This window comes from Paenibacillus arenilitoris (assembly GCF_014705655.1).
GTDB lineage: Bacteria > Bacillota > Bacilli > Paenibacillales > Paenibacillaceae > Pristimantibacillus > Pristimantibacillus arenilitoris.
Map to the genome: position 1 here is coordinate 240,141 of NZ_JACXIY010000010.1, position 25,592 is coordinate 265,732.

Below are 25,592 nucleotides of genomic sequence, written 5' to 3' on the forward strand. Positions count from 1 at the left end.
GCGGCGCGGCCGCTATTCCGGGCGATTGACGGCCCGATACTTGCTCGGGCTCATGCGGAAGCGGGCGCGGAAGGCGCGGCTGAAGTACGGATAGCTGCGGAAGCCGGAAGCTTCCGCGATATCCTCGAGCCGCATTTCACTGTACAAAATACGGTCGCAGGCGATAGCAAGCCGGACTTCGACGGCGTACCGCATCGGCGGCTGTCCGAACGCCTGCTTGAACAGATGGGAGGCCGTGGACACGCTGACCCCGCATTGGGCCGAAATTCGCGCCAGCGTAAGCGGCTCCGTGGCATGAGCTTCGATATATTGCTTGAGCTTGTAGGCGACATGCCCGTCGTTTCGTTCCGCGGCGGCACGCGCCTTGCGCGCCAGCCTCTCGATTGTCAGACAAAGCAATTTGACGACGCAGGCCAGCATCTCCGAATTATCGCCGTGCAAATCGCGCTTCTCGTAAATGAGTTTTCGCCAGAACGATAGAAGCTCCTCCGTCATTTCAATGCGGATTTGATGGGGAATGTCGCTGTGCGACCTCCACTCGTCGACCCACTCTCCGCCGCAGGCGAGAAAATAGTCGGCGCTGTCCGGCGCTGCCGCTGCCGCTTCCGGCCGATTCGGTCCGATCGTCAATTGATACGTCTCGCCCGGCTTGACACAGACCAGATCGCCCGGACCGATCGCGTGCTCTTTGCCGCTAACGGCGATCTTGCAGAAGCCTTTCACCTGAAGGCGAAGCAGCAGGCCGTCGTGACGATGCTCGACGCCGGTTCGATAGGGAGAAGTATGATGGGAATAGCCGGCATACAAATAACGCAGTCCGTATGGATCCATAGCGACCTCCTATGATAGCTAGTTCAACCTTAAAAAATAATGCAAAATAAGTCAACCTCCGTAGAATCGGCAATTCACTTGCGATCCGGCTGTTCCTATACTTGATCATTAAGCGGGCAAGCCGGTCTTTCTGGCGCGCTTCGCGAAATAAGTCAAGCCGGCGATGCCGGCGTTACGAGAACAAGAGGAGGATTGGAACAATGAGCGGGAAACGGAAGCTGGGCGTTATCGGCGCGGGAGGTATTTTCAAAGCGGCGCATCTGAAGGCATGGATGGAGCATACCGAGGTGGAGGCGGTCGCGGTATGCGACATCAACGAAGGTCGGGCGCGCGAGATCGCTTCGCTGCTCGGCGTCGATGCCGTCTATACGGACTACAAGGAGATGCTGCGGCAGGAGGAGCTCGATATCGTCGATATTAGCACGCCGAATCTGTATCATTCGGAGATCGCGATCGCCGCGCTGAATCAGGGTATTCATGTGCTGTGCGAGAAGCCAGACGCGGTATCGCCCGCGGAGGCGCAGAAGATGGCGGCCGCGGCCGCGGCTAGCGGCCGGGTGCTGATGGCCGTTCGCAACAACCGGTTCACGCCGAGCTCGCAATTTTTGAAGCGCTATGCGGACGAGGGCGGTCTCGGCGAAATTTATACCGGCCGCTGCGGCTGGATCAGGCGGAGAGGCATTCCCGGCAAGGGCGGCTGGTTCACGACCAAGGAGCTGTCCGGCGGCGGGCCGCTGATCGACCTTGGCGTCCACTTTATCGATCTGGCGACGTGGATCATGGGCAATCCGAAGCCGGTGGCCGTCAGCGGCGCGACGTACGCGAAATTCGCGCACAACGAGCTTTCGGATTCGGCGCACAGCGCCTTCGGCGAGAAGCGGGAGGACGGCGTCTTCGACGTCGAGGATTTGGCCACCGGCTTTATCCGCTTCGAGAACGGGGCTACGCTGCAGATCGAATTCAGCTGGGCTTCCAATATCGAAGAAGAGACGAACTTCGTCGAGCTTCGCGGCACAAAGGCGGGAGCCAGCCTGCGCATGGGCGAGCTGAAGCTGTTCGGCGAAGCGGCGGGGCAGCTGGTCGACTTGTCGCCGGTCAAGACTTCGGGCTCGGCGAAGCAGCATCACGAAGGCAACATCGCGCATTTCGTCGATTGCGTGCAAGGGCGCGCGAAGCCGATCATTACGCCGGAGCACGGCGTCGACATGATCAAGATTTTGTCCGCGATTTACGAATCCGCGGCTTCCGGCAAGGAATTGCACTTGTAAGCGCAGAACTTGGCGACGCGGCGGGAAAAGGAATGCGCGTTAAGGTTTATGCAACGGGACGGATAGCCGTCCCGTTGTTTTTTGTTTATGCGAAACGTGATTCCGATCTTGCATTTTTGAACGGCGCGGATAATAATCGTATTCAGATTGCCGCGCCGCACGATATTGAGAGCTTCATAGACTGGAGGGATAGCGTGATTCGGTTTCGCAAGCTCAGCCTGATTCGCCAAATCGTTTACTTAAGCCTGTTCATGCTTTTCATTCTTCTCGTGTCGTACGTCATTTCGAGCCTGATCGCCAAACGGATCATCGAGGCGAAAGTGACCGAATCGGTGAGCCGGATCTTCCTGCAGGTCGAGGAGAAAATGAACAGCTTCGACTCCGACATGGAAGGCATCTCGACCTTCCTCTTCTACAGCCCGACCGTGCAGGCTTATTTGGGCTCGGACGACGTCCTGACCAGGATATTGAAAAACCAGGAGGTGCTGTCGGTATTCGCCAACACGATATCGTTAAAGGAAAACATAAGGGGCATCCAGCTCTACGACAAGGACGGGAGCTATATGGCCAGCGTCGGAATCGGCTCGATGCAGTCCGTCGACGCGCCGGTCGAATCGTTCGAGTATTCCAACCTGATCGATATTCCGATTTCGGACGCAAGAGACAGCAAGCGGTCGTTCTACGCCATTACGGCGCCGATTTACAAGCTAGACTCGAACCGTCTTGTAACGGGTTTCATGGGCGTCGGCCGCTTCTTCATGGACGCGACAAATTTCAGCCCGATTTTGAAAAGCGCGAAAGTTACGGCAAGCTCCCAGGTTATGCTGCTGGACCGGAATAACCGGACGATCGCCTCCGAGGGCAAGCTTGTGGACCAGGATGCGTTCGTGCCGGGCGAATGGCAAAATAACGGGCGCTATATCGTGCAGACGATTACGCTGCCGCGCTCGGGCTGGAAGCTGATCAGCCTCATTCCGCGCGGCGAATTGCTTGCCGATCTGGATACGGTCAAGCGCTTCAACATCTTTTCGTATGCCGTCATGATCTGCATCTTATGCTTCTTTCTGTTTATCTTTTTTACCCGGATCGTGAAGCCGATCAAGGAGCTGATGGATTTTATGAAAGCGTATCCGCGAAAAGGCGGGGAAAGCCGGTTCGAAGTGACGCATCACAACGAGATCGGCGTGCTGGGGACGAATTTGAACAAAATGCTCGACGATATCGACTCCTTGAGCAAGGAGGTTCAATCGACGCAGGCGCGGATGTACGAGATCGAGCTGACCAAAAAACAAATGGAAATTTCGGCTTTCCGCAACCAAATCAATCCGCATTTTCTGTATAACACGCTGGAGAGCATAAGAGCCGTCGCCCTCTACCACGACGTGGAGCCGATCGCCGATATTTCCGGCTCGCTGTCGAGCATGTTCCGGTACGCGGTCAAGGGCAGCAACTTCGTGACCGTCCGGGAAGAGATCGCGCATGCGGGCGAATACGCCAACATCATCGACTTCCGGTTCAGAGGAAGATTCAAAATCGTCATCGACGCCGAGGAGGACGTGCTGGAGGAGCGCATGCTCAAAATGCTGCTGCAGCCGATCGTGGAAAATGCCGTATTCCATGGACTTGAACGAAAAATCGGCAGCGGCGCCGTTCATATCAAGGCATGCCGGATCGACCGGGGCCGCCTCATGTTCTCGGTAAGCGACGACGGCTACGGCATGGACGAGCATCAGTACGCGAAGCAGCTGGACAAGCTGCGGCGATACAACGAGCCCGGCCATTGGAGCAGCGATGACGAGAAAGGCATCGGATTATTGAATATATACCGCAGAATCAAGCTCTTTTACGGGGATGAAGCCGAGCTGAGGCTGGAGAGCCGGCTGCATGAAGGGACGACGGTATCCGTCGCGTTCCCGGCCAGCGCAGACGACGAACAGGGAGAGGAGCGATGAGATGTATCGCGTATTGATCGTGGACGACGAACCGTGGGTCGCTTACGGCCTTACGAAGCTGATCGATTGGGAGGGGCTTGGCTTTACGATCGTCGGAGAGGCGCATGACGGCCTATCGGCGCTTGCGAGCATGAAGGAGCTGAAGCCGGACGCCGTCATATCGGATATCCGGATGCCGGGATTGGACGGCCTCGAATTGCTGGAGAGGATCGCAAGCGAACGGTTGGACGCCGAAGTCGTATTCGTCAGCGGCTATTCGGAATTCGAATACGCGCAGAAGGCGCTTCGGCTCGGCGCGTTCGACTACTTGCTCAAGCAAATCGAGAAGCCGAAGCTGATCGAGACGATGACGCGGCTGTCCGGGAAGCTGGACAAGAAGCGGGAGTCCTTCAAGGAGCTCGATCTGCTGCTGAACGACTTGTTCGAGCTGTTCGAGCCCGACAACAAAATCAAAATCGGCAATTTTCTGCTGAGCAAAGGCTATGCCTTCGATTATCCCCACTTCCGGTTTATTACCGGACTATGCGCGCATCCAAGCGCGCTTGCATCCAGCATGGGCGCGGAGGCATGCGAGGGCGTGAACGTCATCCGCTTCCGGACGGGACAGAACAAGCTATCCTTCCTGATCAACTACGACGAATACGGCGAACCGGCCGGCTTCCTAGATGGTAGGACGCGCGCCCTGTCCGGCTTCGAGGCCGTCGGGGTCAGCTCGATCGGGGCGTACTCGACGCCGCTCGGCAAGCTCTATCAGGAATCGGATATTGCCCTGTTCAGCCGTTTCGGTCAGGCGGACGCCCGCGTCATCGAGTACAAGCCGGCGGACGCTTCGGCCCTGCCGACGAAATCGATCCTCCCGATCGAGATTGCGATCAAGGAGCGGAAGCCGGACCTTATCCGCAGAGGGCTTGACGAACTCCATGCGGAATGCGCGTCCGGTCACCTCTATATCGACCAAATCGCGGGCGCCTACAATCAGATCGTGTCTCTCATTTACAAGCATTACGCGAACAGCCGGTCGCTGCAGGAAATCGAGTATTTGAACTATTATCAGATCGTTCGCCTGTACGGCACGCCCGCGCAGCTGTTCGAATCGCTCAAAGCGTTCTTCGAGCTGCAAACCGGCGAGGATATGGCCGTCTCGAACGAGCAGGTGGCGAGAATCATTGCCCATATCGACGCCAGCTTTACGGAGGATCTGCTGCTCAGCCGCTTGGCTGAACGGTTTAACTTAAGCCTTGGCTATCTCAGCCAGCTGATCAAGAAGGAGACGGGCACAACGTATTCGGAATACGTCACCGGCAAACGGCTTGGCCTCGCGAAGGAGCTGCTCGCCGATTGCTCGCTATCCGTGCACGAGATCGTCGAGCGGGTCGGCTACAAGGATTATTTCCACTTCAACAAGCTGTTCAAGAAGCATTTCGGCGTCACCCCGAGCAAGTACCGAAAAATTTAATTGAAAGCGATCAAAAAAGCGAAGCGGTCCATTTGAATCCGGAGAAGCGAACAAAACACCAAAATAAAAAAATCGGAACATATGGCTTGATCGGGATGCGGGATACGATAGAGACGTTCCATAACAATCGAAACAAAAGGGGAGGTTGTTCATCTTGATCAAAAAGCGGAAATGGCTGGCTGCCGTCTTTATGGCGTTCGCGCTCGTCGCGGCGGGCTGCAGCAACGGCGGAAATGAAACCGCTAACAATCCGGGCGGCACGGAGGCGTCGGAAGGAGGCAGCGGAGGGGACGCTGGACCGTCGAAAGCGGTCTGGTTCTCGTCGATCGACTTCTGGAATCCGCCTACGACGTGGAGCACGGATCCGAATACGGTGCAGGGCAAAATAACGGAGAAAACCGGCTTGACGTTCGAATTCAACATTCCGGCGCAGGACGGCGACACGAAGCTCAACCTGATGCTCGTCTCTTCTGGCGAAGCGTTCCCGGACGTCATTACGATTACGAACGACGTGCTCGGCAAAAAACTGATCGAGTCCGGCAAGGTATGGGATCTGGAAGAGTTTCTGAAACAATACGATCCGGATTCCCACCTGCTCACGGACTTCCCGGCCGACGTGAAGGAAGCGGTTATCGACCGCGACGGCGGCTTCTACGCCTATCCGAGCCATATCAACTCCGAGGACGCAAGGGCGCTATATCCGCCTTCCGGCCAATTCTATATCGACTTGGTCGATTACGCTTCCAACGGCGCCATCGTCGTGAACGGGAACCTGTTGAAGGAAGCCGGGCTGACGCTGGACGACATCAAAACCGAGTCGGGGCTGCTCGCGGCTTACCGGAAGATCAAGGATATGAATATGAAGGTCAACGGGGCGCCGGTCATCCCGCTTCTGGTAGACGGCAAGTCGTATCAAGGGCCTACGTTAGGATTTCTGCAGGATTCGTTCGGCGCCATGTCGGTCGACAAGGACGGAAATTACCGGGACAGGCTTCTCGCCCCGGAAACGAAACTTGCGCTGGAGTTTCTCTACAAGGCGAGCAAGGCCGGCTATTTCGAGCCGGGACAGATGACGGTGGATAACGCCGCGGTGAAGGCGGACATGGCCTCGGGCCGGGTATTTACCTTCATCGGCAACTCGGCGGACACCTCGTTCCAGAATAACGACTATTGGACTTCTTCCGGTCCGATCCTGTCGGACGCAGGCACCAAGCCCGTTCTGTGGAAGTCGAAGCGCGCCGGCGGCGGCTGGATGAAGACGTTTATTTCCAAGTCGGCGAAAGAGCCGGAGAAGCTGGCCAAATGGCTCAGCTACATGAGCAGCAAGGAAGGCATGATGCTTCACATTTACGGCTTCGAAGGCGCCGATTACAACCTGGATGCCGACGGGCATGTCGTGAAGACGGAGAAGGGCATCAAGGATGCGACGGATTACATGAAGACGGGGCTGAACGCGTTCTGGCCGTTCCACCATACTTCGTTCTCGTACAGCACGCAGCAGCCTCCCAACGAGGAGACCGACCTGCAAGCCGTTACGGCGAACCGGGTGCAGAGCGCATACGGAAAGGCGGAGGAAACGGTCATTTACGACGGCTCGCCGCTCAGCCTGCCTGCGGATCTGTTCCCTTCGGACGGCAAGCTCGCCAACGACGAATTGCAGATCAAGACTTACAAGGAAGCGCAAATCGCCAAAATCATTCTCGCCAAGGACGATGCCGAGTTCGGCAAGCTGTACGACGAGATGATCGCCCAGCTGAAGAAATTGGGCATCGAAGCGCTGGATGCGGAACGAAACAAATACGTGCAGGAGAAGAAAGCGGAATACGGCATCGACGTGTCGGGGATTAACTCCTAAGCGGACCGGCGGGAAGGAGCGGCATCAAGGCGCGGGCGGGCGATCGTCCGCGCTGCGGCGCCGCCCCTAGCGAAAATGGGGGAGAGAACGCATGGCTTCGAAGAAACAAAAAGCGTATAAGCTCGGCTATGACTTTAGAACGCAGCTTGAACTCAAAATTATGCTGCTGCCTGCCGTAGGCCTTATTTTTCTGTTCGACTTCACGCCGTTATTCGGTTTATTGATGGCGTTCAAAAATTACGAGCCCATCATGGGCGTGAAAGGCATCTTTACGAGCGAGTGGAACGGCTTTCAGCATTTTATCCGCGTCTTTCAAAACTTTCAGTTCTGGCCGATGGTCCGCAATACGCTCGGCATCAATCTTCTCGGAGCGCTTGTCAGCATTCCGGCGACGCTCGTGTTCGCATTATTGCTGAACGAAATCAAGCATCGAAAGTTTAAATCGATTGTCCAAACGGTGACTTATTTGCCTCACTTCCTGTCCTGGGTTATTTTCGGCGGCTTGTTCATTACGCTGCTCAATACGACCGGAATCGTGAATTTCCTGCTCATGAAGCTTCATCTCATCGACAAGCCCATTCCGTTTCTGGCCGATCCGAAGTACTTCTGGGGCGTCGCGATCGGGACGGGACTGTTAAAGGATATAGGCTGGGGCGCCATTCTTTATTTGGCGGCGATGGCGGGCGTGGACCAAAGCTTGTACGAGGCCGCCGCGATCGACGGAGCCGGCCGGTTCAAACGAATGCTGCATATTACGATACCGGGGATTTTGCCGACCCTGATGGTGTTGATCATATTTGCCGTGAGCGGCATGCTGAATAACAATTTCACCCAAATTTACGTGCTCCAAAACACGCTTAATTTGCCGGCCAGCCAAGTCATCGATACGTACGTGTATCAAACCGGCTTGCTGCAGTTCCAATTCGCCTCGGCGACGGCGATCGGCCTGATGAAAGCGGTATTTGCGCTGCTGCTGCTCGTCGGCGCCAACGCGCTGTCGAAGAAATTGACCAAATCAGGGTTGTTTTAAGGAGAGATCGACATGGTTGGAGGCAAAAGTATAGGGGAACGCGCATTTAATCTGTCAACCGTGGTGATCATGATCGTGTTGATGATCGTGACCTTATATCCGTTCTGGTTTTCCTTGATCAGCTCCTTGAACAGCGGGGAGGACCTGGCGCGGGGGCCGGTATTTCTATGGCCGAGGGAGCTGACGTGGGCCAGCTGGCGGACGGTGCTCGCGGATGACGGCATGCTCCAGGCGGCCTGGATTACGGCCTCCCGAACGGTCATCGTTACCGTCGTTTCCATTCTGTACACGGCGATGTTCGCCTACGCGTTCTCCCGCTCCTATTTGAAGGGACGGAAAATTTATATTACGGTCGGCTTTGTCAGCATGTATTTCAGCGGAGGGCTGATTCCTTCCTTCCTGCTCATGAATTGGCTCGGGCTGTACGATCATTATTTGGTCTATATTATACCCGCCCTGTTCGGCGGCTTCTGGAACGTCATCATCTTCAACGCGAACTATAAAGGGATTCCCGATTCCTTGTTCGAATCGACCAAGATGGACGGCGCAAGCGAATTTAGGATCTTCTTCCAAATCGTCATTCCGCTCTCCAAGCCGGTGCTGGCGGCGCTGTCCGTCTTTACGGCCGTTAACGTGTGGAACGATTACGGCGCAACGCTGTACTTCACGCAATCGGCCGATCTGCAGACGCTGCAGTACGTCATCCTGAGGCTGATCCAGTCCAACCGGGCGGTCGAGAACATGGTGAGCACGGTGGAAGGCTCGAGTCTCGCGGTTTCGAATTTATTGAACAACGCCCAGGGACAGGGGCTCGTGACGGCGCAGTCGATCGAGCTTGCGGCCATGGTCATCGCCTCGATTCCGATGATCGTCATGTATCCGTTCGCCCAGAGGTTTTTCGTGAAGGGCGTCCTTCTCGGCTCGGTTAAAGGGTAAAGGTTAAAGGTATTTTCGCACTGCATTGGAAAGCCTCCGCTCATACGCGAGGCCACTGAAAAAGTCCGCGTGATCTAAAAAGAGGTACGGCCCTCAAGATTATTGAGGATGCTGTACCTTCTTCGTTTATTATTAAGACATTAATGCAGAGCGCGGTCACAAATCTGAGCCTTACATTGTTTTATGTGCAAAACATAAAGGAGCTGAGGAAAAATGAACCTCGCACTTTGGATCGCAACCGGACTGCTCGCCGTAGTAGCCCTAGCCAGCGGCATTAACAAGACGTTCATCCCCAAGGAGAAACTGGGCAAGTACCCTGGCGGGGAATGGGTCGAAGACGTTAGCGTCGGCTTCCTCAAGTCTTTGGGTGTCCTTGAGATCCTGGCTGCGGTAGGCCTGATCCTGCCCGCCGTAATTGACATCGCGCCGATCCTGGTTCCGGTAACTGCTGTCTGCTGGGTGCTGGTGATGATCGGTGCGATCATCACCCACCTCCGCCACGGCGACAACAAATCAGTGGTGGCGAACCTGATCTATCTCGCGTTGGCAGTATTTATAGCGTGGGGCCGCTTCGGACCCGAGTCCTTCATGGGCTGATCGAACGCAGGGCGCGATGCTCTGTGACGCTTCAGTTGTGCTTTGGTTATTCGTTCGTTTCCGATGTCACAAGCCAAAGCCTCACATTGTTATATGTGCAAACCGTAAAGGAGCTGAGGATAAATGAACGACTTGACATGCATTATCATCGGAGGCGGCCATGCAGGGCTTCAAGCCCTCAAAGCAATAAAGGAAACGACCCAGGGCATGGTGAACGGACGGCGGATTCGGTTTCTTCTGATCGACAATCAACCCGGTCATGTGCGTAAAATGCTGTTGTTTCGGCCAGCTGTTGGTGATGAAGAGATTATAATTCCCTGGATGCATTGGTTTCCAGAAGGAGTTGAATTCATGCAAGGAACGGTTAAGTCCGTGGATAGTGGGGAAAAACGGATTCGTTACGTGGATACGCAAGGAAATGATGACCAAATTCATTATGACCTTTTGGTCGTGGCGGTCGGCAGCGTCGTTCGGCAACCGGATCCCGATCAGGGCGGCATCGCCTTGACCGATCCGTATACCGCGGCAGACATCCGGGAACGTTGGCGTAGCAATCTGCGGAAGGCTGCTTACGAGACGAACCTTGAAGAACGAAAGCGACTAATGACAGTCGCGGTTGGGGGAGCAGGCATCAGCGGCATCGAGACGACCGCCGAACTGGCACTCGCCATGCGGAATGAAGCAGCGGCACTTGGACTGAAATCGTCCGATATCTCCGTTTATTTGCTGAATGCGAAGGAGCGGCTGTTCCCGGAAGGGCCGGAAATAGTTGGACGGAAGTTAGAACTGACACTCAGCGGATGTGGAGTGTCCGTACTTCACAATCGTAAGGCTGTGAGGGAAGAAGCAGGAGTAATAACGCTTTCTAATGGCGATCGTCTACCTGTCAGCTTATGTATATGGACGATTGGTCTGATACCGAATCCGGCCCTTCGCAGTATGGGCTTGCCTCTCACTCCTGAAGGTCAAGTACTGGTGGATGAATGTTATCGCGTTCAAGGGGCGCCGGGCGTATACAGCATTGGCGACTGTGCGAGAATCTTTGACCCGAGAAACGGTAAAGCAGATCAGATGACGTGCAAGGAAGGTGGGATACAGGCGGATCGACTGGGGAAAATCGTGATGGCCGATTTGGAAGGTCGTCCAGCTCCTGTGCACAAAAAGGTCCCATTGGATTTCTACTGCATTGGCCTGGGGGAAAATCGCGGAATAGTGTGGGGACGCAAGTGGGGACTTAATATGATTATTACGGGGAAGCCTGCGTGGAGATTCAGGAATATTGCATGGAAAGCGGGCAGTAAGCTATTGTAGAAACAAAGAGGCCGAGTTTGCAGTCTGTTTAACAGTCCGGAGAAGGTGGGACGGCGAATGGAAGAACTGTACGATCAATATAGGGCGCTGTTGTTCACGCTGGCTTATCAGCTGACAGGATCTGTGGAAGATGCGGAAGATGCGGTGCAGGACGTGTTTTTTAAGTCGTTCGACGTACATCCCGAACGTTTGGAGAAACCGAAGGCATATTTGTGTAAAATGGTAACCAATCACTGCCTCAATCAGCAAAAGTCGGCGCGGAAGAGGCGTGTGGTGTACGTTGGTCCGTGGCTTCCCGAACCGATTCGGACGCCTGAGGCGGATATGCTCGAAACTACGGTCGTCCGCCGCGATCTGCTGTCTTACGGCATGCTCGCGCTACTCGAGCGGCTGACGCCGACAGAGCGGACGGTTTTCGTCCTGCGTGAGGCGTTGGAATTTGATTATTCCGAAATGGCCGAACTACTCGGCAAGCGAGAGGAGAATTGTCGCAAGCTGATGAGCCGGGCAAGAAGCAAGATGGGGATATCCGAAGAGGAGCCCCTAAGGGCCGATGCGGCCCAAATGGAATGGATAAGCTGCTTCCTCCTGTCTCTCGAGCAAGGTAATGTCGATCATTTGCTGTCTCTGCTGACCGAAGATGTCATGTTCGTCGCCGACGGAGGCGGCAAAGTACTCGCGTTCAAGCATCCGGTACAAACACGCGATCACGTGGCTCGAGTTCTGCTCGAAGGATTCAAGAGTATAGACCACTATTATCAAGGAAATTGTCACTTCGAAGTTGCCCCTCTGAACGGTGAGACCGGCATAATAATTCGTTCGGGGGACGAAACTCTGGCCGCTATATTTATACAACTCCGACGCGGAAAGCTTGCCAGCATGTATGCCGTACGAAACCCGGATAAGCTTGCCCGAGTTTAGGTAGTCGACTACAGATGATGACCCATTTGAGCAGGAATACTGATAGCAATGACAACAGCAGCAGTCTAAGACTTTATTTTTTCAAGTCTTAGTTCGCTGCTGTTTGTTTTTTGTCCAGTCTAATATTCTATTTTCTTTGGATCTGAAAATTACAAAAAAAACCCCGAAATTATTATATTCCGCGTAAATTGAGCCGCTTACAATTGAATTATGAAAATTGGTGCCGACGAACAAGACGGGAAAGCGAAACGTGCAACCTATAGACTTCGCGGCGCTCAAAAAAAAGTCTTCCCGTGGTTGTCGGAAAGGAATGTTTTACGATGAATAATTTGAATATTGCAAAGATTGAAAGCGTTGACAAACCGGTAGGGCGAAAAAGCTCGAAATGGGCCGCCACCTGGCGGGAGTACAGGAAGAGCAAATACTTGTTCTTTATGCTTATCCCCGTCATTGCCTGGTATGCGATCTTCCATTACGGCCCGCTGTACGGCATCCTGCTGGCGTTCAAGGATTTTAGCCCGAGGCTGGGCATTATGGGCAGTCCATGGGTCGGGTTGGATCATTTTAAATTTTTGTTCTTCCAATCGCCCGACTTTATGCGGATCTTCCGAAATACGGTGCTGATTAGCTGCTATCACATCATTTTCGGGTTTCCGGCGCCTATTATTCTCGCCTTATTGCTGAACGAGCTGCGGCTCGGATGGTTCAAGCGGATCGCCCAGACGATTTCCTACCTTCCTCACTTCTTCTCGTGGGTCGTGCTTTCCGGAATCGTTATCGTCATGCTGTCGCCGTCGGAGGGACCGGTGAATTTCCTTCTGCAGCTGGTAGGGATCGAGCCGATTTATTTCCTTGCCGATACCGACTATTTCCGCTCGACGCTGGTAGGGACGGGGATATGGAAAGAGGTCGGATTCGGAACGATCATCTATTTGGCCGCGCTGTCGGGCATCGACCCGGCGCTATACGAGGCGGCCGTCATCGACGGCGCCAATCGAATAAAACAAATTTGGTATATTACGCTTCCTTCGATATTGCCGGTCATTACGATTTTGTTCATACTTTCGCTGGGCGGCATCCTGAACGCGGGCTTCGACCAAATCTTCAACCTGTACAACCCTGCCGTGTACGAGGTCGCCGACATTATCGATACGTATGTCTATCGGGTCGGTATTCTGGGAGCTCAATTCGGGCTGACGACCGCGGTCGGATTGTTCAAGAACGTGATCGGCATTGCTCTGGTGCTGTCGACGAACTACGTCGTGAAGAAAATGGGACAAGAAGGCGTCCTTTAACGGGGCGCATGGAAGGGGAAAGAAACGTTGAAACCGACTACAGGTGAGAACATATTCCAAGCCGTACTGATCGTATTCATTACGCTGATGTGCGTCGCCATGATCTATCCGTTTGTGCATATCGCTTCTATATCCGTAAGCTCCCCGGCGGAGGCCAGCCGGTTCGGCATGCATATTTATCCGAAGGAAGTCGATTTCACCGCTTGGAAACAAGTGCTGGATCAGAAGAAAATATGGATCGGCTTCGGCAATTCGGTCTTTCGGACCGTTGTCGGGACTTTCCTGACTTTAGTCATGATGGCGCTCTGCGCCTATCCGCTGTCGCGCAAATATTTGCCGCATCGTAATGTTTACACGATGATTATTCTCTTTACGATGTTTTTCGGCGGCGGCATTATTCCGACCTACCTGCTTATCAGGTCGCTGGGTCTGATGAACTCGGTATGGGTGTATATTGTTCCGGGACTCGTGCCTACGTTCTCCATGCTCGTCCTGCGCAACTTCTTCATGTCGATTCCGGCTGAGCTGGAGGAATCGGCGAAGATCGACGGCGCCAACGATGTCCGCATTTTGCTCAGCATCGTCCTTCCGCTGTCAAAGCCCGTACTCGCCACTTTAGCGCTATGGAGCGCAGTCGGACACTGGAACTCCTGGTTCGATGCCATGCTGTACATTACCGATGAAAGCAAGCAAGTGCTGCAGACCTTCTTGCGTAATATCGTCATTACGAATACGGATGCCGAAACGCTTGGCAGATCCGCCGTCGCGAATATCCGATACGAAGCTTCGATTAAAGCTGCCACCATCATGTTTGCGGTACTGCCGATCCTGGTCGTTTATCCGTTCTTGCAGAAATATTTCGTCAAAGGGACGATGATCGGCTCGCTTAAGGGCTAATCCGGTTTATGCGGGGCGCCCCGGGCTTCCCGTTTAAATAAATTGCTGATCGATAAAAAGGGAGGAAGTAAAAGAAATGAAGAACAGCATGAAGTTTGGCACCGCGTTATTGTTATCGTTCTCATTGCTTGCGGCAGGATGCTCGTCGAACGGGGGAAATAACGGCAATGCCCCGGCCGCTGCTGGCGAGGCGACCAATGCGCCTGCCGCAGATGAAGCGCCGATCGAAATTACGTTCGCGGCATCGACGTGGGATGTTCCGAAGGAAGACAATAACTACGTTCAGAAGTATCTCGAAGAGAAGTATAATGTGAAGATCATTAATATGCGAGTGACGGACGAGAACTTTAAGCTCAAAATCGCAGCGAACGAAATTCCGGACATTTTCCCGCAAACGCCTACCGAGGTCGATATGGTGACCTGGGCTAAGCAAGGCGTCATCGCCAGCGTTTCGGTGGATGAAATTAAGCAATACATGCCGAAGTATGTCGCGGACGTCGAATCCGTTAATCCGAACGCTTGGGATATTGGTTTGGTCGACGGCAAAAATTACGGCATTCCGAGAGTCTGGCTGAACGGATCGACCGGATTTATTCCTACCTATAACAATAATTGGCTGAAAGAGATCGGCTACAGCGAGCCTCCTAAGACGCTGGAGGAGTTCGAGGACGTGCTGACCAAATTCCGCAACAACGATCCTGACGGCAACGGACAGAAGGATACGTACGGCATGAGCGGTCGCGGCAAAAACGCAAGAAACCAATTGTTCAATGAGGTTTATTCCGCATTCGGCGTTAACCCGTATATGTTCCTGGAAGCATCCGATGGAACGATTGCGTGGGGCGGTATTATGAATGAATCGCTCGAAGCGACGAAGCTGCTGAACAAATGGTATAATGCGGATCTGATCGATCCGGAATTTATGACGGACGATAACGGACTTATGGGCCAAAAGTTCAATAGCAAAAAAATCGGAATGATCGACACGAACATGTACCACCATCTGCATGGTCAACTGCAAACGTTTACGGACAACGGCATCGAACCGGCATTCGGCAAAGGCTTGATCGGTCCTGCGGGCAAATCGCTTTCCATGTCGAACGGCGCCTTGCAAACGCCGCTTCTACTGGGTGTGCAGGTTGAAAAGGATGAAAAGAAGAGAATCAAAATTTTGCAAATTCTCGAAGAAATTGCGACGAATGAAGAGACTTACCTGAATACGGCTTTCGGCGAAGCGGGCGTATCCTACGAGTTGAAGGACGGTGTCGCCGTTCTGAAAGCGCCGTACGACACGGATGCGGACAAGCGGTATGAGCTCGGAATCGGCGGTTTCTACAATCCGCTAATCGAAAGAGCCGTGTCGACATGGAAATTCCACATGCCGCAAGATAAACTCGATTTCAAAGCGGAATTAACCGATGGCAGCGAATTAATCGCTGACGTTCTCGGACCGACGGTATTGGAAAGCAAAGGGAAGTACTTTGCGAACTTGAGCGCGCTGCAGGATGAATTTTACACGAAAGCAATCATCGCCAAGAACGCAGGCGATGTAGACAAGCTGTTCGAAGACTTCAAAGCGCAATGGCTGAAAGCCGGCGGACAAGAAATTCTTGACGAGGCGAACAAAGTATATCAAGAGCGCCAGGCAGCGAAGTAATCTAACACGCCATAAGGAGCAAGCTCATTCTTCCGTCTGCCGGAAGGGTGGGCTTCTTCCTGGTATTGGCAGGTTTAACGCCTGCTGCGCCGCGTAGATTGGTTTGAAGTTTTCTGATATTCTAGTAATACAATTTGCAAGCGTTATCAAGAAGCTGCGCATGCCGAAGGTGGAAATTGTTATGCGATTGTTAATTGCGGATGACGACGATTACACGAGAGAAGGGCTCAAGGAAAACATCGATTGGGAGCTGTATGGCATTAACGACATTTTGCTCGCATGCGACGGGGCCGAAGCGTTACGGATATGCGCGCTCCAAAGGCCGGAAATCGTATTGACCGACATTCGGATGCCGAAGCTCAGCGGCATCGAATTTGCCGAGAAGCTGTCGGAAAAGTCCCCGGGCAGCCTGTTGATCTTCATGAGCGGCTACATGGACGTCGAATATTTGCGGAGCGCGATCAAGCTATCGGCCGTGGAGTATATCGAGAAGCCGATCAAGCTGGCGGAGGTCGAGCAAGCCATTCTCAAATCCGTCCGATCGCTTCAGGAGAAGCAGGCCCAAACGGATGTCTTCCGCCAGAAGAACGAACTGGCCAAGCAAAGGCTGGCAAGCCTGCTTAGGGTCGAGCATGCGGATCCGGATGAGATTTCGAGGTTATGCCGCGAAACCGGGTTTCCCGAGAATAAGCGGTACATGGGCTTCATCGTGCGCGACCGCACGGATTCGGAAGACGCTGAGACGGGATTGGAGGCGATGATGAAGTTTTGGAGCGGGCACGGGTTTACGGCGATCGGCGACCGGCTTGACCGCAAGCATTGCTTTATTATCGCAGCCTGCGAGAATAACGATACGAGACGGTTGTCGTATTTGATCGAGGCGTTCCTGTCGAGAAACGCGCATTGCGTGATCGGCATCGGAGCGGAAGCAAGCGGGATCAAGGCGATTCCGGGCAGCTACAAGGCGGCGCGAAGCGCGCTTGACCGATTCTTTTACAAACCGGATTCCCGCTGCCTGACGCATGAAGAAGAGAAGGAAACATCCAATGAACTGTACGTCGGCGCGCTCCCTTCCTTCTATAAGCTGAGCAAGGAAAGCCCGGAGAAGCTGCACGACTGGTTGAGGACGCTGTTCGCATCGCTGCGAGAGAAGCAGTATCCGGCAAGGGAGAGGGTCGTCGCGCTGCTCGAAACGATTGCCCATACGTTAATAAACGACGATCGCAAGCTGATCGCTGCGCTAGAGAACGAGCATGGCTTAACGGATGCCGGACATGACGTGAAGCATAGCTCGACGCTCGAGGAGGCCGAGTCCATAATGGAAGCGATCGCTTCGGTGTGGCTGGAACAGAAGCGGCAGGCATCGGGCTATTCGCGGCTCGTGCAGGAAGTCATGCGTTATATCGCTGCCAACTATCGCAACATCGATTTGGATCTGACCATGATTGCAGACCGCATGAATTTGTCGACGAGCCATATAGGCAAGCTGTTCAAGGAGGAGACGGGCATTTCCATCAAGCAGTATATAAGCGATTACCGGATCGATCTCGCCAAGAAGCTCGTGGAAAGCGAGCATTACAAGATGCATACGATTGCCGAGCTTTGCGGCTTTGCCAGCGCAAGCTACTTTGTCAAGGTATTCAAGGCTTCCACCGATATGTCGCCTTTGCAATACCGGAAGAAGCGCTAGCCCATGAAGCTTATCGGTTATATGAACGACATGTCCTTGCGCAAAAAAATCATGATCCTATTCGCGGTCGTCGGCATTGTGCCGCTGATCGTCACGTTCTTGATCTCCTACGGGGAAATACGCAAGCTTGCGGTTGACGGACAAAGCTATGCCGAGAACCAAAATTACGAGCAAATGCTGGCGGCATTGTCCAAAAAGTTCTACCACCTGGAAGAGCTGACGGCCATGATTATCGTCAATGAGGACTTGAATACGATTTTGTCCAGCAAGCCGTCCGAGATGAGTGTGCCGGAGCAGCTCAGCGTCTTCAACAACGTCGTGGCGTTTACGCAGATTATGGAGAGCAATTCCGAATTCGACCGCATGATTTACTTCATTAATGAAGATTACGTCTTGACAGGCGACGACACGCTGTTTCGAAGGCTGGGCGACGTACGGGATATGCCGTGGGCGCAAAGCGTCTATGCGAACAACGGCAGGTCGGCCTGGGTCATGAGAGAAGAGCAGGGCAGCGTTCCCAGCCGGTACTTGGCGCTTGGCAGGCTGCTCTGGAATCCCGCGAATTTAAGCGAGGCGGTCGGCATCGTGACCTTGAACATCGATATTAATCAAATCCGGCACAGCTTGACCAAATCGAATCCGCAGCAACTCGTTTATATCGCGACGGCGGCAGGCGAATTGATCGCCAGCACCGACGAGGAAGAATACGACGAGATGCATTTGCCGCGTCCCTTTGACAGCGGCGGCGCGTTTATGAAGGTAACGCTCGACAATAGCGATTATTTGGCGCGCAGCCAGAAGATCGGCAGCACGAACCTGTATCTGGTTACCGTCATTTCGAATAAGGCGGCGGCGGAAGCGATCGTCAGCATCCGGACGCAAATGGTCGCGATCTACTCGATCGTTGCGCTTATTATATTGATTTTTATTTTTCCCGCGACGAGATCGGTTACTCGCAGAATCTTCCTGCTTATGAACAGGATGAGCCAGGTGCGCCAGGGACGGCTTAACCAGCTCGATATCTCGCAGAGCAAAGACGAGGTCGGACAGCTCATATCCAGTTATAATTACATGATCAGCAGCGTGCAGGAGCTGATGGCCGAGCAGTTCAAGCTCGGTCAGGAGAAGAACGAAGCGGAGCTGAAGGCGCTGCAGTCCCAAATCAATCCCCATTTTTTGTACAATACGCTGGATATGCTGAACTGGATGGCGCAGAAGGGCGAGCGCGACAATATTCAACAGGTCGTATTCGCGCTCTCGGGCTACTACAGGCTAATCCTTAATAAAGGAGAAGATTTCGTAACGGTCAGAGACGAGCTTCGCCTCAGCGAGATCTATATGGACATTCAGATGAAGCGGTTCAGGAACCGGATTCAAATCGAGTTTGACGTCGACGAGGAAGCGATGGACTGCCTCATTCCGAAAATAACGCTGCAGCCGCTCGTCGAAAACGCGATTATTCACGGCATCTCCGAGAAACCGGAAGGCAAAGGCATCATTCAAATAACGGGCGGAATCGCGAGCGGAAGGCTTCTGCTGGAGGTGCGGGACGACGGCGTCGGCCTGCAAAGCGAAGGCGGGGAAGAGCGCAAGCACAAAGGCAGCGGATACGGCGTCAACAATATCCAGAAGAGGCTTGAGCTGTATTTCGGCCTGCCCGCGAGCTTGCGCTTCGGCAGCCGGGACGGGGGAGGAACATGCGTAACGATCGACGTTCCGGCCGTAAGAAGAGAACCGTAAATGACGGGAGGAGAGGGATCGATTGAGGCCGGCAAAGATAATCGAATGGAGACGGACAGCGCTGGCCTTCGCCATCATCCTGCTGCTTGCCGCATGCGCGAGCACGAATGCGGGCGAATCGCCGGGCGATGCCGGCGGCATGGAGAAGGTATCTGAGGTCGTGCGGCTTAAGGCGATTACGATGGGGACGGAGCCCGCCGGCGGCATGGACAGCTTCTACGAGCGACTTGACGCGCTGACCGTTAGCGATCTCGGCATGACCCTGCGCTTCGATTTCATTCCGTGGGGCGAGGAGAAGGCGCAGATCGGCAAAGCGATCGCGACGAAGGAATACGATTTCTACGTGGGAGGCTTCTGGAGCGATTTCAAGCAATACGCGGGCAGGAACGCGTTCGTCGACCTGGCGCCGATGCTGGACCTCGTGCCGGCTCTCGCGGACCGTTACGGGGACGCGCTCGAGAGGGCGAAGCTCGGCGGCAAGCTGTACGGCATACCCGCCGTCGGCAAGCCGGGCGCCGGACTGTACGGCGTGCTCTACCGCGAGGATTTGAGAAAGCGGTGGAGGCTGCCTGAGATCAATAACTTTGACGCGTTGGAGCAATATTTGTACAAGGCCAAGACGGCGTACCCGGACACGCCGATGATCAATGACAAGCGGTTCGGCGACGTGCTGTGGGATTTGCTCGCCGGAGGCCGCTATTACGCGATCGGCAACGATTACGCCGTCGCCCCGTTGGGCGATCCGTACAAGGTGATGAGCAAATACGAGACGCCGGAATACGAGGAGGTCGTCCGCAAGGCGAAGCAATGGTTCGAGGACGGGATCGTCGCCCGGGACATTCTCGCGTCGCAGGGCAACGAAACGACCAAGACGCTTGCCTTGATGAAGGCGGACAAGAAGCCGCTCGAGTTCAGCAATCATTTCGGCGCGGTGTCCGGCTATTATATTCCGGTGCTGAAGGCCCTCCACCCAGACCATGAGTTCGGATGGCTCGACATTAAGTTCGATCTGTATCCGGACACCGTCTTCCTTCCGAAAATATCGGCGGACGCGTCGACGTATATTTCGATCGGCTCCCATTCCAAGCATCCGGACATCGCCCTGAAGTTTCTCGAGAAGGCGCACACGGAGGATGACTATTACAATTTGCTCTATTACGGCGTCGAAGGCGAGCATTACAGGCTCGAAGGCGGGACGGTATCTTACGACGGAATACCGGGCGAGAACCGCAAGCCGGCCTGGACCGGGCTAGGCAACGGCTACATGGGGTATAAGGCCGAATCGCCCGGCGAATGGCAAGCGATCGTCGATAAGCTGACCTTGACGGAAGGCCCCCGGCTGGCCGAATCGAACGGCGTCGATCCGTATGAAGGGTTTAGGTTCGACGCGTACGGGCTCGAAGACGAATTGGAAGGCCTGGAGAAGGTGAGGGCGACTTACGTGCTTCCGCTCTCGGCCGGGGTCAGCGGCGATATCGGCGAGGAGTTGGCCGCCGCTAGGCGGCAGCTGAAGGAAGCGGGGCTGGACCGGTACTTGAGCGCGCTGCAGTCCCAGCTCTACGTTTATGCGGCATCGAGGTCGGCGAGCCGTTAAAATTACCATTTTTCCTCCGAATTTGCAATAGGAACGGAGATGCCGCTTCCGTATGCTGGAGAGGACAAGCAGCGGAAGGGGAGGAAACGAAGGAATGGAACAGCAAGCAAGGCTGGTTGCTTATCCGGCGCCGGAAGGGGCGGCGGGGAGCGGCGATTTTTCGGTAAAGGTTCGCACGGCGGGCGGCGAATGGCAAGACCTGTTCGTGTATGCGGTTCGGGTCGACATGCACGACGTCCGCGAGGCGTCGATGGCGACGTTCGATTTCGAAGGGGTCGTCGAAGTCGAAGTGACCTATGAGAGAGAAGCCCTCGCGGATGCGGTCGTTCGGCCGCTGTCGCGGGGGATTGCGTACGAGGCGAACGACGGCAAAATAACGTTCAGGCTCGATCGCCCCGCCCAATTGAGCATCGAAGCGAACGGCGACCGGTTCCGCAATTTGCATTTGTTCGCGAACGGCATGGAAAGCCGGCTGCCCGATCTCCGGCGGCCGCAGACGCATGCGATCGAGCCCGGCGTATACGCCGCGGCAGATCGGATTCGGCGGCTCGAGAAGGAAGAGGCGAGCGGGCGCGGGACGGAAGTCATCTATTTCGCCCCCGGCATGCACAAGTTCGAGGACGGGCTCTTCCGCATCCCTTCGGGAATAACCGTCTACTTAGCGGGCGGAGCCGTTATCGTCGGCTCCTTCGTCTGCGACCATGCGGAGAACGTGACGATAAGGGGGCGCGGCATTATCTGCATGCGGGACATCGAGAAGACCACTTACCTTCGCTCGGTCCAAATCGATTATTCGCGCAACGTTACGGTCGAGGACATCATTTCGATCGATCCGCCCCATTACAGCATCCATCTCGGGCAATCGGACGATGTCCGCATCCGCAATTTCAAGGCGTTCAGCTGCCGCGGGTGGTGCGACGGCATCGACATGATGTCGTGCGGCAACGTAACGATCGAGGATGTGTTCCTTCGAACGTCGGACGATTGCATCGCCATTTACGGAAGCCGGGGAGCGTTCGCCGGCCATACGTCGAACATCCGCGTCAGCCGCGCCGCGCTTTGGGCCGACGTCGCGCATCCGATCATGATCGGCGTCCATGGCGATCACGCGGGTGAAGGCGACGTTATCGAGAACATCGCCTTCGACGAGATCGACATTCTGGAGCATCATGAGCCGCAGGACGGGTATTGGGGCTGTATGGCGATTAACGCGGGCGATAAAAACACGGTGCGGGACGTGACGTTCCGCAACGTCCGCATCGAGCGGTTCGAGCTCGGACGGCTATTCGACATCCGGGTGTTCCATAATCCGAAATATAATCCGCATCCGGGCAGGCGCGTCGAAAATATCCGCTTCGAGAACATCGTGTACGACGGCGAATGCGACCATCCGTCCGTTATTGCCGGCTACGACGCGCAGCGCGTCGTGGACGGCGTCCATTTCCGCAATCTTCGCATCAACGGGCGATTGATCGACAGCGCGGAAGCGGGCAACTTCGAATGCAACGAGTTCCAGCGGAACGTCACTTTTCAATAACGAATCGTAAATAAAAGATATATCCAGGCCGGCCTATACCGGCCTTTTGGCGTTGCCGCGCGATCCGAATAAAATCGGATAACAAATCGGAAATTCAGACAACAATTATCGGTTAAAATAAAGAAATCACAATCGCCGAGGTGAGAGCTATGTATCATATTCTAGTGGCCGAGGACGAGCCATGGATTCGAAGCTCCGTCGTCGAGATGGTGAGCCGGATCGGAGAAGAGAGGTTCACCGTGTCGGAAGCGACGAACGGAGAGGAAGCTTGGGCCTTGATTCAGGAGCTGTGGCCGACCGTACTCATAACGGACATCATGATGCCCAAGATGGACGGCCTGTCGCTCCTGCACAAGATTCATGAGCACGGCATTCCGATGAAGTTCATTATTATAAGCGGCTATGATAATTTTCAATATGCGCAAAAAGCGATCCGCTACGGAGTGACTGAATATTTGCTCAAGCCGGTAGACACGGAGCAGCTTCGGGAGGCGCTTCGCAGATCCGAGGAAGGGATGGGGGATTTGAAGGATATCAGCCCGTATATGTCGCGCTTCCGGCAGCTTGTGAACGCCTTTGGCGATATGTCCCCGCAGACGGCGGGGAGGAAAATGTCCGACCTGATCGATTCGGTTCTGAAGCTTAAATATATTAATCCGGCTGCGAGATTGAATCTGCTTCGCATCTTCGATTGGAAGCTGAACGGCATGATCAAGGAATCGTCCCTGGAGCAGCACGTTCCATCCGTCCCCGCTGACGCGGAGGATGCGGTCATCATCCGGTATTTCAACCAGCTGGCCGACCATCTGATCCTTCATCTCTCCCGGCAGAGCATGACGAACACTCATCCGATCATCAAGAGAGTATGCGACTACATCGATAATCATTATAAGAAGGATATTTCTTTGACGGAAATGGCGCAGCTGGCGAACATGAGCATTTCCTACTTCAGCACATGGTTCAAACGCTGCACCGGCCGAACGTTGGTCCAGTATATACAGGAGGTAAGAATCGAGAAGGCGAAGCGGCTTCTGCTCGAAACCGAGCTGAAAAATTACGAGATTGCCGAACGGGTAGGCTTCGCGACGCAGCCTTATTTTATCCGGGTATTTAAAAATGCGGTAGGCGTTTCCCCCAATGTGTTTCGTAAGAGGATGGGGCTATGAATCGAATCGTACGTTACTGGTACCGGTACTCCATCAAGCATAAAATGATCGTCGCTTTTCTGACCGTCAGCCTGCTTGCGGTGGTCACGATCGCGTTGTCCGCCCAGCATTACTATACCGAAGCGACCACCAAGGACTTCTTCAACATCGCGAGCGGCTCCTCCGCAAGTCAAAGCAATCAGATCGACCGGTATTTCAAGCAATTGATCCAGTCCACCTCGACCGTCATCGCCGGGCCGCTCCCTGCGGTCGGAGGCAGGCTTAACGCGAATAATGAAGCCGGAGCGATTCAAGCGTGGCTGACGGGGAAGACGCCGCTTACCTCGTCGAACAAGTCGATTATCGAAGATACGCTCAGGAGATATATCGCGATCAACTACTCGGAAATCGAGAGTCTTGTCCTCATGAAGCCGGACGGCGAGCTCGTTTCTTCGAACGGAAGAGTGGAGTATCGATCCGATGAGCCCTGGCTACGCCTGCCGTTTTCCGATAAGCCGGTCGTGATCCCCACCTACCCGTCTTACCCTTATCAAATCCCGGTTGTATCCCTTGTTGTCCCTGTGTTCAGCATTGAGAATACGGGTATCGTCGGGAGATTGGTCATCAATCTGGCGTTATCGGAGCTTAAGGAAATTATGGGCAAGACGACCATCGGGGAAACCGGAACGTTCGTCATCGTCTCCGATTCGGATACGATCGTCTACCATCCGGATGCAAGCCTGGTCGGCAAGCCGATCGCTCAGACGCCGCTGAACGATTTTGATTTGACGGAACCGGACACGGTCCAGGAGGTAGGGAAGCTGGATTATTTGATCACGTTTACCCGATCGGACTTTACCATGTGGCGGAATGTTGCCGTAGTACCGCTGCAAGAGATGGCAACCGGATTGAACTTGGCGACGCAATCGATGCTGATCGTCTCGCTCTTCCTGTTTCTGTTCGTCATTCTGGTCGTGCCGATCCTGACCAGGTTCCTTATGCAGCCCGTCATTCGGCTGAAGAAGGTCATGCATGAGGTGGAGCGGGGGAACTTGAACGTTCGCGTCGAGTATCACCCCGGAAAAGACGAGCTGCAGAGCCTGAGTCGCAGCTTCGGTCAGATGATCGGACGGTTGAATGCGTTAATCGACGATGTGTATCGGTACCAATTGCGGGAGATGCAGCTCGAGGTGCGTCAGAAGGATGCGATGATTAAAGCGCTTCAAGGGCAAATTAACCCGCATTTTCTGTATAATACGCTGGACATTATCCGGAGCATCGCTTTCATGGAGGAGGTTCCCCGGATCGAGAAGATCGCCGGCAATCTGGCCTCGTTCTTCCGTTATTCAGCCAAATTGGAGCCTCTGGAAGTGACGCTTCGCGAAGAGATCGAGCATTTGAGCAAGTATTTGGAGATCGTTGATATCCGCTTCATGCAAAATTTTCAAAGCAAGGTGTACGTGAACGAGAAATTTATGCCGGCGCGCATCGTCAAGCTGTCCCTGCAGCCCATCGTGGAGAACGCGGTGAAATATGCGGTGGAGCCGAGGAACGGCAATGCCAGCATCCTGGTCAATGCGTTCGACGAAGGAGACGATCTTGTTCTTGAAGTGGCGGATAACGGTCCCGGAATGCCCGCGCACAAGCTGGAGGACGTTCGGCGTTCTCTCATCCAGGTCGCTGCCGAGCATCAGGCGGCCGGCCATTATGCCGCCCGGGAATCGCTCGGCCTCGCCAATGTGCATGCGCGCCTGATCTTGCAGTACGGATCCGGGTACGGGATCGCCATCGATTCCTTCCCGGAGAGAGGGACGGTCGTCTCCATCCGTATCCCCTACAGAAAAGTAAGATCGGATAACAAAGCTTAAAATGTTGAAAAA

At 54.4% G+C, this 25,592-nt stretch carries 19 protein-coding genes; 18 read left to right on the forward strand and 1 reads right to left on the reverse strand.

Going from position 1 to position 25,592, the window contains the following annotated elements; translation table 11 throughout:
• Positions 1-12: 12 nt before the first annotated feature.
• The gene (locus IDH41_RS08545) at positions 13-831 is read right to left on the reverse strand and encodes a helix-turn-helix domain-containing protein (RefSeq protein ID WP_190860036.1); all 819 of its coding nucleotides are present in this window, start codon (positions 829-831) and stop codon (positions 13-15) included.
• A gap of 200 nt (positions 832-1,031) precedes the next feature.
• Between IDH41_RS08545 and IDH41_RS08550 the strand changes: the two genes are divergently transcribed.
• From IDH41_RS08550 to IDH41_RS08635, 18 genes are all read left to right on the forward strand, one after another.
• Complete coding sequence (locus IDH41_RS08550) at positions 1,032-2,099, forward strand: Gfo/Idh/MocA family protein (RefSeq protein WP_190860038.1); 1,068 nt, start codon at positions 1,032-1,034, stop codon at positions 2,097-2,099.
• A 194-nt stretch (positions 2,100-2,293) separates the two neighbouring features.
• The gene (locus IDH41_RS08555; RefSeq protein ID WP_190860040.1) at positions 2,294-4,051 is read left to right on the forward strand and encodes a sensor histidine kinase; all 1,758 of its coding nucleotides are present in this window, start codon (positions 2,294-2,296) and stop codon (positions 4,049-4,051) included.
• 1 nt (position 4,052) lies between these two features.
• Complete coding sequence (locus IDH41_RS08560; protein WP_190860042.1) at positions 4,053-5,507, forward strand: response regulator transcription factor; 1,455 nt, start codon at positions 4,053-4,055, stop codon at positions 5,505-5,507.
• Between the two features lie 154 nt (positions 5,508-5,661).
• On the forward strand, positions 5,662-7,362 hold the full coding sequence (locus tag IDH41_RS08565; protein ID WP_190860044.1) for a type 2 periplasmic-binding domain-containing protein: 1,701 nt from the start codon (positions 5,662-5,664) through the stop codon (positions 7,360-7,362).
• 91 nt (positions 7,363-7,453) lie between these two features.
• On the forward strand, positions 7,454-8,392 hold the full coding sequence (locus IDH41_RS08570; RefSeq protein WP_190860045.1) for an ABC transporter permease: 939 nt from the start codon (positions 7,454-7,456) through the stop codon (positions 8,390-8,392).
• A gap of 12 nt (positions 8,393-8,404) precedes the next feature.
• A complete protein-coding gene (locus IDH41_RS08575) occupies positions 8,405-9,328 on the forward strand; it encodes a carbohydrate ABC transporter permease (protein WP_190860047.1) in 924 nt (307 codons plus the stop codon).
• Between the two features lie 213 nt (positions 9,329-9,541).
• Entirely contained in the window at positions 9,542-9,925 is a 384-nt protein-coding gene (locus tag IDH41_RS08580) for a DoxX family protein (RefSeq protein WP_190860049.1), read from the forward strand.
• A gap of 123 nt (positions 9,926-10,048) precedes the next feature.
• Complete coding sequence (locus tag IDH41_RS08585) at positions 10,049-11,236, forward strand: NAD(P)/FAD-dependent oxidoreductase (protein WP_190860051.1); 1,188 nt, start codon at positions 10,049-10,051, stop codon at positions 11,234-11,236.
• A 57-nt stretch (positions 11,237-11,293) separates the two neighbouring features.
• A complete protein-coding gene (locus IDH41_RS08590; RefSeq protein ID WP_190860052.1) occupies positions 11,294-12,157 on the forward strand; it encodes a sigma-70 family RNA polymerase sigma factor in 864 nt (287 codons plus the stop codon).
• A 320-nt stretch (positions 12,158-12,477) separates the two neighbouring features.
• Entirely contained in the window at positions 12,478-13,452 is a 975-nt protein-coding gene (locus IDH41_RS08595) for an ABC transporter permease (RefSeq protein WP_190860054.1), read from the forward strand.
• Positions 13,453-13,479: 27 nt separating this feature from the next.
• Positions 13,480-14,349: a carbohydrate ABC transporter permease gene (locus IDH41_RS08600; RefSeq protein WP_223829555.1), complete on the forward strand. Its 870-nt coding sequence runs from the start codon at positions 13,480-13,482 to the stop codon at positions 14,347-14,349.
• Between the two features lie 76 nt (positions 14,350-14,425).
• Entirely contained in the window at positions 14,426-16,006 is a 1,581-nt protein-coding gene (locus IDH41_RS08605; RefSeq protein WP_190860056.1) for an extracellular solute-binding protein, read from the forward strand.
• A 181-nt stretch (positions 16,007-16,187) separates the two neighbouring features.
• Positions 16,188-17,696, forward strand: coding sequence for a response regulator (locus IDH41_RS08610; protein ID WP_190860058.1), 1,509 nt, complete (start codon positions 16,188-16,190; stop codon positions 17,694-17,696).
• Between the two features lie 3 nt (positions 17,697-17,699).
• Positions 17,700-19,436 carry a sensor histidine kinase gene (locus IDH41_RS08615; protein WP_190860060.1) on the forward strand — a complete coding sequence of 579 codons (1,737 nt, stop codon included), beginning with the start codon at positions 17,700-17,702 and terminating at the stop codon, positions 19,434-19,436.
• A 22-nt stretch (positions 19,437-19,458) separates the two neighbouring features.
• Positions 19,459-21,030, forward strand: a complete 1,572-nt coding sequence (locus IDH41_RS08620; protein ID WP_223829556.1) for a DUF3502 domain-containing protein — start codon at positions 19,459-19,461, stop codon at positions 21,028-21,030.
• A gap of 94 nt (positions 21,031-21,124) precedes the next feature.
• Positions 21,125-22,567, forward strand: a complete 1,443-nt coding sequence (locus tag IDH41_RS08625) for a glycosyl hydrolase family 28 protein (protein ID WP_190860062.1) — start codon at positions 21,125-21,127, stop codon at positions 22,565-22,567.
• A gap of 149 nt (positions 22,568-22,716) precedes the next feature.
• Complete coding sequence (locus IDH41_RS08630) at positions 22,717-23,733, forward strand: response regulator transcription factor (RefSeq protein WP_190860063.1); 1,017 nt, start codon at positions 22,717-22,719, stop codon at positions 23,731-23,733.
• Positions 23,730-25,580: a sensor histidine kinase gene (locus IDH41_RS08635; protein WP_190860064.1), complete on the forward strand. Its 1,851-nt coding sequence runs from the start codon at positions 23,730-23,732 to the stop codon at positions 25,578-25,580. The genes IDH41_RS08630 and IDH41_RS08635 overlap by 4 nt, the downstream gene beginning before the upstream one ends.
• Positions 25,581-25,592: the final 12 nt, after the last annotated feature.